The sequence below is a fragment of the Novosphingopyxis sp. YJ-S2-01 genome (assembly GCF_016093175.1).
GTDB lineage: Bacteria > Pseudomonadota > Alphaproteobacteria > Sphingomonadales > Sphingomonadaceae > Novosphingopyxis > Novosphingopyxis iocasae.
In genome coordinates, this window is sequence record NZ_JAEDAI010000001.1 from 2295545 (window position 1) to 2308233 (window position 12689).

The following is a 12689-nucleotide window of genomic DNA, read 5'->3' on the forward strand; positions in this document are numbered from 1 at the left end:
CGAAGGGCCGTACTTTTTGTCGGCGCTTGCAGGCTAAGCAGTACGATGCTTCGACAAGCTCAGCATGAACGGGTTTAGAAACGGACCTTTTGCTTACTCGCAAAGTTTATCACCCGCACAACCGCTCCACCTGCGCGCCCACGGTTCGCCGCGCCGCCTTCGCGCCCGGTTCGACGAGATAATAGCTCGTCCCCGCTAGGCTGGCGCGAGAATCGCAGAGAGCCGAGCAGGCTTCGGGCACCGCGCCGTCGATGCGCAGTTCGTCGCCGTCGAAGCTGGCGTGAAGCTCGCAACCTTCCGCTTCCTCGAAGCGCAGCGCAAAACCGTCTCCGTCGGGCCGCGCCTTGCCCTGCCCTTCGCAGGTGCTGCCGGGGCCGAAGCTGGCCAGGATACCGATGCGGTAGCGATCGTCCTCCGCGCGCACCGCGCAGAACTTATCGGTGCCGAGGTCGCTACGTCGTTCGTAGCGGCCTTCCAGCTCGATGCTGTTTGGATCGGGGATCACGCCGCGCGCGATAGCGCTCTTTTCCAGCGCCGCACCCGCACCGGTGGGATCGGGCGGCGTTTCGGGGGCTGCCGTTTCGCTGCCGCAAGCCGGAAGGCCCAGCAGCAGCAGCGCCGGAGCGAACCGCCTCACAGGCGTTCCAGCGCCCCGTCCGCATTTACACGGCGATAAAAGCAGCTGCGTGTGCCGGTGTGACATGTCGGCCCGGCGGGCCGCGCGATTACCTGCACCGCGTCCTGATCGCAATCGATCCGCACCTCTTCGACGCTCAGCACATTGCCGCTGCTCTCGCCCTTCTTCCACAGCTTCAGGCGGCTGCGCGAAAAGAACCACGTCTCGCCAGTTTCCAGCGTCAGGTTCAGCGCCTCGCGGTTCATATGGCCGACCATCAGGACCGTGCCATCGGCAACATCGGTCACCACCGCCGTCAGCAGCCCGTCGGGGCCGAATTTGGGATCGAGCACCAGCCCGGTTTCGCGCGCATTGTCCATGAAACGAGGGCTAGCGGCGCGAGGGCTACGCTTCAACTGCCGAGGTGGCGAGGAGCGCTGAAGGAATCAGCCTGAAATCGGTAGAAGCCGCCTGTCTGCAATTGACCTCATTGCGGACCTTCGAATTATTGCAAGGCTAGCCAAAAGCGGACCTTCGTCTAACTCTCTCCAGCCAAATCGGGGTGCTGCCAATCTTTACCCACATATGCACCCCAAACGCGGAGTATGGAACGAGCAGCGTTCGAAATATTCGCAACTTGCTTGTCACCGCTCAGAACACCTTCAAAGAAAGTGCCCACAGCGGCTAGCTGCAGATCGATGGCATCGTTCACGCGCTTTTCGACTTTCTTGCCACGGCCTGCACCATCACCAATCCATGCGAGCGTATGGATGAGTACGCATAGCGAGTAGCGGAAGCCGAACATACTTATCGCATCTTTGACCTTCATGGGATTCGAACCTTGCTTCTGCTGGTTAACGATCATGAAGTTTCGGGTGGCTCCAAGCAGCAGGTCGATCATCTTGCGCCCCGTCGCATCAGAGGGCTTCTGCCGCATCGCAATCGCCCGCCGTTCCTCTCGCGTGAAGACCCCGACTGCACTCACCAGCGCATCCTCCCAGTCAGCGACTTCGTCACGCAGGCGTTCGATCATTGCGCTTGCATAAGCCTCTGCCTCTTTGACGAATGGCACAAGATGCTCCGGCGGCGGATCACGCCTCAGGTCAGTCGCGAGTTGCCGCAGTCTTACGCTCTCTTCGTAGTCGATCAGCTTTATTGCGTCGCCCTTGCTTCGAATCTGGTCTTCGAGAATGTCACCGACAGGCCTCAATGCGAACACTTGGTTCGGGAATTTGGCCGCAATCGCCAACGACTCCCTCGAGGTCGTTAGCGCGTTCTTCTTTTGCATCTCAATGATCGTCCAATCAGAGAACGCGACCGCATGATTCCGGTCTATCGCCAGAAACTCTTCCATTGCCGGCGCTCGCATTAGGTTTTTGTCGAAGACGATAATGATCATGTGTTCGAAGTGATGCTGAACGCCCAAGATAACAATACAAGGACTCAGAGTTCGTCGCGTTCTGGCCGAGCGCCCATCAACGGCGCAATGCGCTCTTCACCCCAGTTTGATCCAAAAACCAGACAGACCGCTTCCCAATCCACCCTTCGCCGTTCCACCCGCCTGCCAAAAGCGACCGTTCACAGAGCCAGCGCCCGATCAACTGTTCCGAATCGCCTCGATCAGCTCATCCTTGGTCATATCGGACCGGCCTTCGATTCCGATCTCCTGCGCTTCCTCGTAAAGCTCGTCCTTCGTGCGATCTTCCAGCTTGCGGCTGTCGTGATCGATCGAATCGTTCGCCTGCGCATTGGCGATCCGCGCTGCCTTCTGCTTGGACGCGCCGTCCTCGCGCAGCGCCTCATAGGTTTCCTTGTCCTTCACGGACGGGCCGGGGTCGTTCTTCGCGGGCATGGCTTCACTCCTTTTCCCCAGCAAAACGGCGTGTCGCGCCGGAGTGTTCCGCCGGATTGATGACAAAAGGGAGACAAGCCGCCCCGGCCCCCCTATATGCGCCCCATCAGGCCCCGCCCCCCGCTTCGATCAGGATCGCCCATGTTGACGACCCACCCCTATGACGACGACAAATTGCGCGAAGAGTGCGGCGTTTTCGGCGTCGCCGGCGCCAATGACGCTGCCGCCATGGCCGCGCTCGGCCTCCACGCGCTGCAACATCGCGGACAGGAGGGCGCAGGCATCGTCAGTTTCGACGGCGCCGAATTCCACAGTCACCGCGCCGCCGGCCATATCGCCGGCAATTTCGACCGGGAGGACGTGATCGCCGCGCTGCCCGGCGGATCGGCGATCGGCCACACCCGCTATTCCACGCACGGCGAATCGGGCCTGCGCAACGTGCAGCCCTTGTTCGCCGAGCTGGCGAGCGGCGGCTTTGCCATCGCGCACAACGGCAATATCTCCAACGCCATGGCGCTGCGGCGGGAACTGGTGAGCAACGGCTCGATCTTCCAGTCGACCTCCGACACCGAAGTCATCATCCACCTCGTCGCCACCTCGCAGTTCCGCACCATGCTGGACCGGTTCATCGACGCGCTGAAGCAGGTGGAGGGTGCCTATTCGCTCATCTGCATGACGCCGCGCGGCATGGTCGCCTGCCGCGATCCGCTGGGCATCCGCCCCCTCGTCATGGGCAAGCTGGGCGACAGCATCATCTTCGCGAGCGAAACCGTGGCACTCGATATCGTCGGTGCGGACTATGTCCGCTCGGTCGAGCCGGGCGAGATGGTCGAGGTGGAAAATGGCGAGATCCGCTCCCACCGCCCGTTCGGCAACAATCGCCCGCGCCCGTGCATTTTCGAACATGTCTATTTCTCCCGCCCCGACAGCATCGTCGACGGCAGCTCGGTCTATTCCGTCCGCAAGGCGATCGGCGCGGAACTGGCGCGCGAGAACCCGGTGGAGGCGGACATCGTCATCCCCGTGCCAGACAGCGGCACGCCCGCGGCGATCGGTTATGCGGAGGAGAGCGGCATTCCGTTCGAACTCGGCATCATCCGATCCCACTATATCGGGCGCACCTTCATCCAGCCGGGCGACGGCGTGCGCCATCTGGGTGTCAAGCTGAAGCACAATGCCAACAAGCCGCTCGTCAACGGCAAGCGCATCATCCTGGTGGATGACAGCATCGTGCGCGGCACCACGTCGCTCAAGATCGTGCAGATGATGCGCGATGCCGGCGCGCGCGAAGTGCATATGCGCATCGCCAGCCCGCCTACGCGCCATAGCTGCTTCTACGGCGTCGACACGCCCGAACGCTCCAAGCTGCTCGCCAGCCGCATGGGCATCGAGGAAATGCGCGACTTCATCCACGCCGACAGCCTGGATTTCCTCACCATCGACGGTCTCTACCGCGCGCTGGGCGAGGCCCGCCGCGACGATCCGCGCCCGCAATATTGCGATGCGTGCTTCACCGGCGATTACCCCACGCGCCTGACCGATCACGACGCGCTGGAACGGCCCGATCAGCTGACCCTGCTGAACGTAGAGGCGGCGGAGTAACCCTTCCCCTCTCCCGAGGCGAGAGGGCTATCGAAGCGCCATTTCGAGGACCGAGTATGACCGACACCCCCCAGAAAACCGCCCTCGTTACCGGGGCAAGCCGCGGCATCGGCGCGGCGCTGGCGAAGCGGCTGGCGGCGGACGGCTATCATGTCGTGCTGACCGCCCGCACCTCCGACGCGCTGGAGAAGGTGGAGGACGAGATCTTCGAGAGCGGCGGCCACGCCACCATCGCGCCGATGGACCTGACGGAGGGGGACAGCATCGCCCGCCTCGCCAGCGCGATCTCGCAGCGCTGGAACAAGCTGGACCTCTTGGTGCTGAACGCCGCGATGCTTGGAAATCTCGGCCCCGTCACCGCGATCGACGGCAAGGAGTTCAACAAGCTCCTCACGCTCAACATCGTGGCGCAGCAGGCGCTGATCGCCAATTTCGATCCGCTGCTACGGAAGAGCGACGCCGGCCGCCTGATCGCGGTCACCAGCAGCGTCGGCCAGACCCCGCGCCCCTATTGGGGAGCTTACGGCGCCAGCAAGGCCGCGCTGGAGGTGATGGTCCAAGCCTATGCCCAGGAAGTCAAACGCCTCAGCAATGTCCGCGCCGCCATCCTGGACCCCGGCGCCACCCGCACCAAAATGCGCGAGAACGCCTATCCCGGCGAAGACCCCGAGAGCGTCAAACCCCCCGAAGCGGTCGCGGACGCGGTAGCGAAGCTGCTGGCGAGTGATTTCGAGACGGGACACCGGATGCGGGTCAAGGCGTAGAAATAACCCCCTGGCCGGTTGCCGTCAGACGCTTTCTGGATTCCCGCACATGGAAAGCCGCCAATCGGCTTCCCGCTACCGCGCCCCTATTTCGACCGATTGTGTCAGACCGGGAGTATAGTGCGAATACCGCTTTCGAGATTTTCTGAGCTGAACGGCTTATTGATCAAGATTGCGTCGGGAAACGGCGTTTTTTGATCGGAATAACCCGTAGCGAACAGAAACGGGATCGATCGTTCGGCAAGACGTTCGGCGATCGGAAAGCTTTTCTCGCCGTTCAGGTTGATATCGAGCACAGCTAGATCGATTGAGAATGCGGCAAGTGCTTCAACCGCGCGACGGACTCCTCCCACCACCACGATATTGACGAAACCGAGCGCAGACAAAAGGTCCTCGGTGTGCATCGCCACGATCGGTTCATCTTCAACGACAAGAACGGTCTTGTCTGCGAACGCACTCATATCGCAGTTTTCGGAATTGAAGCGCGCATTTTGCAAATTACTCCTTCAGGCGGAAACTCAATCCTCACCGAACCGTCGAGTTCCGCCGCCAGCCCGCGCTCCAGCATTTTGCTGCCAAAACCGCGCTTCGTCGGGGCGACGACTTCGGGGCCTGCGAATTCCTGCCATTGAAAATTCAGGTCGTCACCGTCCACCTCCCATTGCACTTCCACGCGTCCATCAGGCACGGACAGGCTTCCATATTTAACGGCGTTCGTCGCGAGCTCGTGCATGGCCAAGACCATCGATATCGCCGTCTTGGAAGGGAGCATCAATTCAGGCCCTTCTATGCTGATGACATGGCCGGCGACGTGCGGAGCGATAGCATCATTCACGAGCTGCCTCAGCGGAGCAGGCTCCCAATTCTTCTTTGTTAGCAGGCTGTGCGCCGCGGCCAGCGCCATCAACCGTCCTTCGAGCGCTTTGCGGATTTCGGGATCGGACGAAGTCATCGTCTGCGCGACTATCCCCTGAACGATCGCCAACAGGTTTTTTGCGCGGTGATTTAGCTCGTCGATCAAAAGCACTTGATGCTCTTGGAAACGCTTCTCTTCCGCTATGTTCCGCGCTTCGATTACCGTGCCGATCGGATTTCCATCATCGTCGAGAACCGGGCTCGCCGTGAAACCGACGGGATAGAAAGTTCCGTCCGGCGCGACGAACAATTCCTCGCCGGTGGTCTGCGCGCGTTCGGGAAAGGCGCGATCGATGGGGCATTCCTCGATCGGATAATGCGATCCATCCGGCTTTTTATGGTGAACGACATCGTGCAGCGGGCGCCCTCGCATGTCCTCGAAGGAATAGCCGGTCAATTGTTCCGCAGCGATGTTGGCGTAGATGCAAATCTGCTGCTCATCCATAAGGAACACAGCCTCTCGCGTGTTACTGAGGATAGCGTTCAATCGACGGCTTGTTTCGCGAAGCGTGCGCTCAACCCGGACGCGTTCGATATGCGCCCATGACCGTTCCACCACCTCGCGGATCAAACTCAGCTCTACATCGGTCCATATCCGCGGCGTCGCGCTATGAACCGCCATCAGGGCAGTCAGCCTGTCTTCCTTCACGAGGGGAAGGCAGATCGTCGCAGCGATCCCTATGCTCTGAAATGTCTTGGCAGCAGCGGTTGGGAGCTGCGCGATCACATCGTCCACAACGAGGGGAAGGTTCGAACTGAGATTGGAGACCGCAGTGTCGCCGAAATCGGCCAGTTCGTACGTGCCGACGATGCTGGCCGATCCGGGCGCCGTCCAGTCTCCCGTGATCGTGAAGCCGTTTTCATCTTCATGCATGTCGGCATAGGCACAGATGGAAACATCGAGAAATTCGCCAGTCAGTCGTGCGACCGTCCGCATGATCGCGGAGGCATCTTCAAGCTCTTGCGTCGCGGTGGCCAGCCGGTCGAAGAAGGACAACCGGTCCATCATCTCGGCCTGCATGGCTTGTGAGTGCCGCAGCTCAAGCTGCGTCACGGCCTGCGCGCAAATCGCCTCGAATGCGCTGTGCTGCTCATCGGTGATCCCGGCCGGGCGCGCTTTTGAGTCAGCGACGATGAGTGTGACACTCGCATGCTCGCTCGCGAGCTTCTCACGAATGCCTGCGACAAACCCGATTGGTTCGGTGCCGGCCTTGAATATATCCTCAGCCTGCAGATAAGGGAGCACGAAAAATTGGCGTTCTTCGAACCTGGCTCGCAAATCTGCTTCATAAGCCGAGCGGATCGGTTGCTCGTCCCCGACACAAGCGGCCAAGCGCTCCCTACCCCCCTCCTCGACCCAGAAGGCCGCGGCAGGAACGTCGAAGAGGAGTCGCGCCAAGCGCAATAGGCCGATGAGGGCAGCGTCGACCGATCCCCGACCGGCGGGTCTTGCTTCGACTGTCTGCATGTACGCTCCGACCACAATCGCCTCACTGGCATTGCAATCCTTGCCATCAGTGGAGTTAATTCGTCAATTTTTCAGTATCACAACCGCTTGACCCTAGATCGATCGGTGCACCCGGGATGATCTTGGAGCGCGCACCCTCATCCTTTTTAAACCATCCTCCTAAACTCTGTTCGAGGGGCTTCTCGCTACGCTGGCCGCAGCTTCAACGCATAAGGCCGCGCCCATGTCGGGATCTTTCGTTCGCACCATGCTCTTCATGGTTACCGCAGCCGCTCTGTTTTGCGGTGCGGACGTCGCTCAGGCGCAGGAACAGCCGCGCCCGCCTGAAACGCAGGCGGAAGAAGGCGCCCCGCTCACGCTGGAAGTCATCTATACGGGCGATGTCATCGGGGTGGCCAGCGGTGGGCTGGAGCGCGGCGTGCGTTATCTCGACAATCTGTTCGTCACCGCCGACGGCGATCTGGAGCGGCTCGCGGGCTGGGACGGCGCGGTTTTCCAGGTGGATGTGCTCAACAATCTGGGCGGGCGGCCCAATGATCTGGCCGGATCGCTGCAGGGCATCGATAATATCGAAGTGCCGCAGCCGCGGCTGAAACTCTACGAGGCGTGGATCGAGCAGCAGTTCGGCGATGCAGGATCGCTGCGGGTCGGCCTCTACGATCTGAACAGCGAATTCTACGTCAACGAATCTGCCGCGCTTCTGATTTCGCCGTCTTTCGGCATCGGATCGGAGCTGGCGGCGACGGGCACCAACGGCCCGTCCATCTTTCCCTCCACCGCACTGGCCGCCCGGTTGCGGTGGAATTTCGACGATCTGTACGCGCAGGCGGTCGTCATCAATGCGAAGGCGGGCACGCTGGGCGATGCGGGGGGCATCGATCTGTCCGGCCGCGAAGGCGTGCTGTTCGTGGGAGAAGGCGGCTGGGCGGAAGGAAACGGAAAGATCGCCGCCGGGGCCTGGCAATATAGCAAGAAACAGCCCGAGATTGTTCCACCCGGCCTCACCGAAACGGGACGGGATGTCCCATCGCGCGGCGTCTATGCCGTGCTGGAACATGATCTGCTCGGCACGCCCGGGGAGCCCGGCAATATGACAGGGTTTCTGCGGATCGGCTTTTCCGACGGCAAGACCACGCCGTTCAGCGCCGGCTGGCAGGCGGGCGTGCTGGTAACGCATGTTCTGGAATCGCGCCCCGCCAGCGCCTTTTCGCTGGGCGCTGCCAGCGCCATCCTCTCCGAGCACTACCGTGTGGGTGCCCCGTCCCTGCTGAACGCCGAGACAGCGATCGAGGCGACCTATAGCGACGAGATCGTGCCCGGCGTGTCTGTGCAGCCGGACGTGCAGTACATCGTCAATACCGGCGCGGATCGATCGATCGAGGACGCGCTGGTGCTCGGCCTGCGGCTGATCGTGGCCTGGTCTTCGGACTAAGGCCGCGCCGCAGCAGGGCCAGCCCATATTTCACCCCTATCCCAGTGCGTAGGGCAGTCGTTCAAATGCACCGCGCTTGTGATCCCGCTTGTAGGCCTTGTGGTCATGACGCAGGCGCTCGGCCGCCTCGCAGGCGAAGCAGGTGACGTCGTCGATGAAGACATGGCGGGGTTCCATCGCTTCCAGGATCGCCGGCTCGACATCGTAATCGATATCGCCGACCTCGTCCGATCGCGCATGGGCGCGGGCCAGCGCACGGCCGCAGATATCGGCATAATCCTTCCACTCGCCATAATCGAGATCGTCCAGATCGATATCGTCGCGGAAAGGCGCTCTCTCGCGTGTCAGAAAGCTTATTCCGTCGATCGTAACGCTACCATAGAACGGATCGCCGTCCGGTAGATGCACCCGCTGGCCGTGGACGATGCGCGCAGCCTCGTCGTCGAAATCGCGACGCGGCGAGGGAACCAGGCCATCCATCGCGCTGCGGCGGGCGCGCTTGAACTCCACGATCCAGTCGTCCGTCGTGTCTTCCGAGGGGCCTTCCAGCAGCACATAATAGCGGTCCAGCCCCAGCGACGCCGTGCCCTGCCCATGCCGCATGGCGACGTCCTTGACGCGCAGCGATCCGTGCAGCCCGTCCGGCTCCAGCCCCCGAGCTTCGGCCAGATCGTCGATCAGCTTCTGGAACTCGTCGCGGCGCGAACTGATCGGCGTCAGCTCATCACTGGTGCGAAAGCCGTCGCCCTTTTCGTTCTGATAGCGATCCTTCAGCCAGCTCTTGCGGTCGGTCAGTGCATTCTCGAACAGCCTGGCGATCAGCGGCGGGCTGTTGTCCATTCGGTAGACATGCGTCGTCTCGATCTCGTCGCGCGCACATTCCTCCATGCCTGCGGCATAGCCTTTGACGAAGGCCTTCGCGATCTTGCGGCGCTTCTTGTCGCCGAAGCCGCCGATCTCCCGCGCGGCGATCACGAAGCCGGTGGCGCCGCGCTTGATGTCCCAGCTGAACGGGCCGTAGCCCGCCTCGTCGAAATCGTTCACCGAGAAGATCGGCGCGTGATCGATATTGGGCATGATCCCGAAATTTTCCGGATGCACATCACCCAGCAGCAGCACCTCGGGCATCGCGCCGTCGGTGCCCGCCATGTCGCGGTAGAAGACGAGCGCCGTGCCGCGAAAGAAGGCGAACAGCGATTTGGCGAGCAAGTCGAACTTCGCGCGTGTCCCTTCGGCACGGTGATCGATCCGCTCGACATGGTCTTCCAGGATCGTGGCACGCACATGCTCGCGCCGCGCTTGGCCGGTCAGGAAAGTCGGCAGAGGCACCGCGGCCTCGGCGGCGAAGCGTTCGGCAAGCCGCTCATATGCCTCCCGCCGATTGCCCCGCTCCGCCTCGCGCCGCTCACTGCCTTTGGTCCACCGATCCTTGCTCGACATGCCCGCGCGCTTCCTGTGTCCGTTGCCTCGCCGATACCGGATACCAAATGCACGGATATGGCAATCAGTTCTGACAGGCGGTTCTTTAGGGGCAGGCGTGCCGTTCAAGGAAAGCGGGTGGAGAGCGTTATCCTGAAATTGCGGGGGGCGCCCGGGGTGGTCCAGACATTGGCGTAGGAGCTGCTGATGTAATAGCTATCGAACAGATTATCCAAATCGGCACGGATGGTGACTTCGGGCGCGATATCGTAGCTCAGATTGGCGCGCGCCACGGTGTAGGCCGGCAGGCGATAGTCGGCGCCGAACGGATCGCCCGCACGGCTGCCGACATAGGTGACGCCCCCGCCGATGCCCCAGGGGCCGAGCTGTTTGAGCACGAATAGGCTGCCGGCATGGGCGGGCACGTTCGATAGCGGGCTGCCGATCAGCGCGGCATTGGCATCGTTGCGGATTTCGGCATCGATATAGGTGTAGGTTCCGGTGGCGTAGAGGCTGCCGGGCATGGACCAAGTGGCCGAAACCTCCGCCCCGCGCGATCGCTGGCGGCCGATCTGCGTCTTCACGAAGGGATCGGCGGCATTGGGGTTCAGCACATTGCGCTTTTCCATATCGAACAGCGCCCCCTGCCCCGTCAGCGCGCCGTCCAGCAGGCTGAACTTCAGCCCCACCTCCGTCGAACGGCTCCGCTCCGCCGAGAAGGTGGCGAAACCATCCGATGGGTTCTGGCGCAGCGAGCGGCCCCAGCTGGTGTAGAGGGTGAGGTTGTCCGACGCGCGCCAGGACAAGGCGGCACGCGGCGTCACGCCGCTGTCGCGCGTATCGAGCGCGTCGTTGCCGGTCAGCCGGTTGTCGACATCTTCGCGAAAACTGTTCCAGCGCGCGCCGAGCAGCAGCGTGAACGCACCGGCGCGGATAACGTCCTGCGCATAGATACTCTCGCTGCGGAAGGAGGCGGTGCGGCTGAGCGCGATGGGCGGTTCGGGCAACGGCTGGCCGTAGACCGGATCGAACAGATCAATCAGCAGGATGGGGTTGGCGGGCGTGCCCCGCGCGCGGCCCAGGCGGAAATCGAGCGCGTGGCGCACCCGGTCCACCCCGATGCGCACATCATGCTCGATGCCCAGCCAATAGGGCGTGGCCGTCAGTTCGGCGCGCAGCGACAGATCGTTCCAGGCAAAGTTGTGACGACGCCGGTCGCGCCCTGCCACCTGCCCGCCGGGCTGCACGCCGCGCCCGCCGAAATCGACCATCGTGCCGAGCCCGCGCAGCGATCCGTCGCGGTGGCTGCCGCCCATCTCCAGCCCGATGCCGCCCCCCAGATCGGCGAACAGGCTGCCCTGCTGCCAGAAGATTTTCTGCATGATCGCACCGTCCGCCGGTTCACCCAGAAAGGTGCTGCGGTCCAGCGCGCGGGCATCGCCGTTTACGCCCACGACGCCACGGTCCAGCACATTGTCGTTGCGCATATATTGCGCCTGATACAGCGCGCGCACCGTGGGCGACGGCGTCCAGGACAGCGACGGGGCGATCAGCACGCGCTCACCGTCCACAAAATCGCGGAAGCTGTCATGACGCTCGGCAGCGCCGATCAAGCGCACCGCGAGTGTGTCGGTGATCGGCCCGGTAACATCCGCCGTCGCCCGCACTCGGTTGAAGCTGCCGAGACTGAACTGCGTTTCAGCTTGCACATGTTCCAGCGGCGCCTTGGTCACGATATTGATCGATCCGCCCGGCTCTCCCCGGCCGGAAAGCGCGGCGCTGGCGCCTTTCAGCACCTCGACGCGCTCGATGGTCGCGGAATCGATCGGCGCGTTATAGCCCAGATTACTGCCGAAGCGGTTGATCAGGATATCGGGTCCGGAATTCTCGTCGCCCGCAAAGCCGCGAATGGCATATTTGTCCCACAGGCCGCCGAAATCATTCTGACGCGTCACCCCGCCTGCCAGATCGAGCACGTCGTTCATGCGCGTGGCGTTCAGCGCATTGAGCGCCTGACCGTCGAAGATCCGGATCGATTGGGGATAAAGCTGCAGCGCGGTGTCGCTGCCCAGAATGCTGGCACTGGCCAGCCGGGCGGTGACGACGATGTCCGGATGGGCGGCGGTTTTCGCCCCTGCTCCGCGATCGTCTTGGCCCCCTTTTCGATCCTGATCGCCGTTTCGATCCGGATGACTGGCGGCATTCTGCGCGCTTGCAGGCGACGTCGTTTGCGCGGCGAGCGGCATGGCCGCGGTGGACAGCAAGACGAAGACGAGCGGCGTTCGCATCCAAGTGCGACCGGTATCGAGCGGCATGAGAGACAGCCCCCTTTTGGCAGATTTATCCCGTGCGCGGCTATGTCTGCCGCGTTCTGCTGGGGGCCTTAGTTCTATTGAGATTGCGTTGCAATAGAACCGCATAATCTCTTGGTGGAGATTAAGTGGATCGGCTCGGCGCGGCCTCTCGCCGCGCCCCGGCTTGCAATGTAGGACATGCGCTGCCCTATGCTGTCCGATGGGGAACGGACCGCGTACAAACCATGCTCTGCGCCGGGGCGAAAGCGTGCCGGTACGCCGCTGCCTTGCGGTCTGCCGGGTCACCATCCACCTTGCCGCCACGCA

General features: G+C 62.4%; 11 protein-coding genes and 1 pseudogene. 3 read left to right on the plus strand and 9 right to left on the minus strand.

The features are described 5' to 3' along the window. Positions 1-109: 109 nt before the first annotated feature. The 4 genes from I6A82_RS11210 to I6A82_RS11225 all read right to left on the minus strand — a co-directional run bounded on the left by I6A82_RS11210 (position 110) and on the right by I6A82_RS11225 (position 2468). Positions 110-637, minus strand: coding sequence for a hypothetical protein (locus I6A82_RS11210; protein WP_198094939.1), 528 nt, complete (start codon positions 635-637; stop codon positions 110-112). Further along, positions 634-996, minus strand: coding sequence for a phosphoribosyl-AMP cyclohydrolase (gene hisI / locus I6A82_RS11215; protein ID WP_198094940.1), 363 nt, complete (start codon positions 994-996; stop codon positions 634-636). Before hisI ends, I6A82_RS11210 begins: the two co-directional genes overlap by 4 nt. 158 nt (positions 997-1154) lie before the next feature. Further along, positions 1155-2015 carry a hypothetical protein gene (locus I6A82_RS11220; RefSeq protein WP_198094941.1) on the minus strand — a complete coding sequence of 287 codons (861 nt, stop codon included), beginning with the start codon at positions 2013-2015 and terminating at the stop codon, positions 1155-1157. Positions 2016-2213: 198 nt separating this feature from the next. Further along, positions 2214-2468 (minus strand): Rho termination factor N-terminal domain-containing protein, encoded by a 255-nt coding sequence (locus I6A82_RS11225; protein ID WP_198094942.1) that lies wholly within the window; start codon positions 2466-2468, stop codon positions 2214-2216. A gap of 141 nt (positions 2469-2609) precedes the next feature. Here I6A82_RS11225 and purF point away from each other — a divergent pair, with 141 nt between their 5' ends. Continuing rightward, positions 2610-4070, plus strand: coding sequence for an amidophosphoribosyltransferase (gene purF, locus I6A82_RS11230; RefSeq protein ID WP_198094943.1), 1461 nt, complete (start codon positions 2610-2612; stop codon positions 4068-4070). A gap of 56 nt (positions 4071-4126) precedes the next feature. Then, on the plus strand, positions 4127-4834 hold the full coding sequence (locus I6A82_RS11235; RefSeq protein WP_198094944.1) for an SDR family NAD(P)-dependent oxidoreductase: 708 nt from the start codon (positions 4127-4129) through the stop codon (positions 4832-4834). 104 nt (positions 4835-4938) lie between these two features. Here the strand turns inward: I6A82_RS11235 and I6A82_RS11240 are convergent, their stop codons facing one another. The 3 genes and pseudogenes from I6A82_RS11240 to I6A82_RS14700 all read right to left on the minus strand — a co-directional run. Further along, complete coding sequence (locus I6A82_RS11240) at positions 4939-5331, minus strand: response regulator (RefSeq protein ID WP_198094945.1); 393 nt, start codon at positions 5329-5331, stop codon at positions 4939-4941. Next, positions 5292-6320 (minus strand): sensor histidine kinase, encoded by a 1029-nt coding sequence (locus I6A82_RS14585; RefSeq protein WP_232343638.1) that lies wholly within the window; start codon positions 6318-6320, stop codon positions 5292-5294. The genes I6A82_RS11240 and I6A82_RS14585 overlap by 40 nt, the downstream gene beginning before the upstream one ends. Before the next feature lie 36 nt (positions 6321-6356). Then, a pseudogene (locus I6A82_RS14700) lies at positions 6357-7217 on the minus strand (GAF domain-containing protein); the annotation flags it as partial. 223 nt (positions 7218-7440) lie between these two features. Between I6A82_RS14700 and I6A82_RS11250 the strand changes: the two are divergent. Beyond that, the gene (locus I6A82_RS11250) at positions 7441-8649 is read left to right on the plus strand and encodes a carbohydrate porin (RefSeq protein ID WP_198094947.1); all 1209 of its coding nucleotides are present in this window, start codon (positions 7441-7443) and stop codon (positions 8647-8649) included. Positions 8650-8685: 36 nt separating this feature from the next. Here the strand turns inward: I6A82_RS11250 and I6A82_RS11255 are convergent, their stop codons facing one another. Both I6A82_RS11255 and I6A82_RS11260 read right to left on the minus strand, forming a co-directional pair. Continuing rightward, a complete protein-coding gene (locus I6A82_RS11255; protein WP_198094948.1) occupies positions 8686-10089 on the minus strand; it encodes a DUF2252 domain-containing protein in 1404 nt (467 codons plus the stop codon). Positions 10090-10193: 104 nt separating this feature from the next. Then, positions 10194-12383 carry a TonB-dependent receptor gene (locus I6A82_RS11260; protein WP_232343423.1) on the minus strand — a complete coding sequence of 730 codons (2190 nt, stop codon included), beginning with the start codon at positions 12381-12383 and terminating at the stop codon, positions 10194-10196. Positions 12384-12689: the final 306 nt, after the last annotated feature.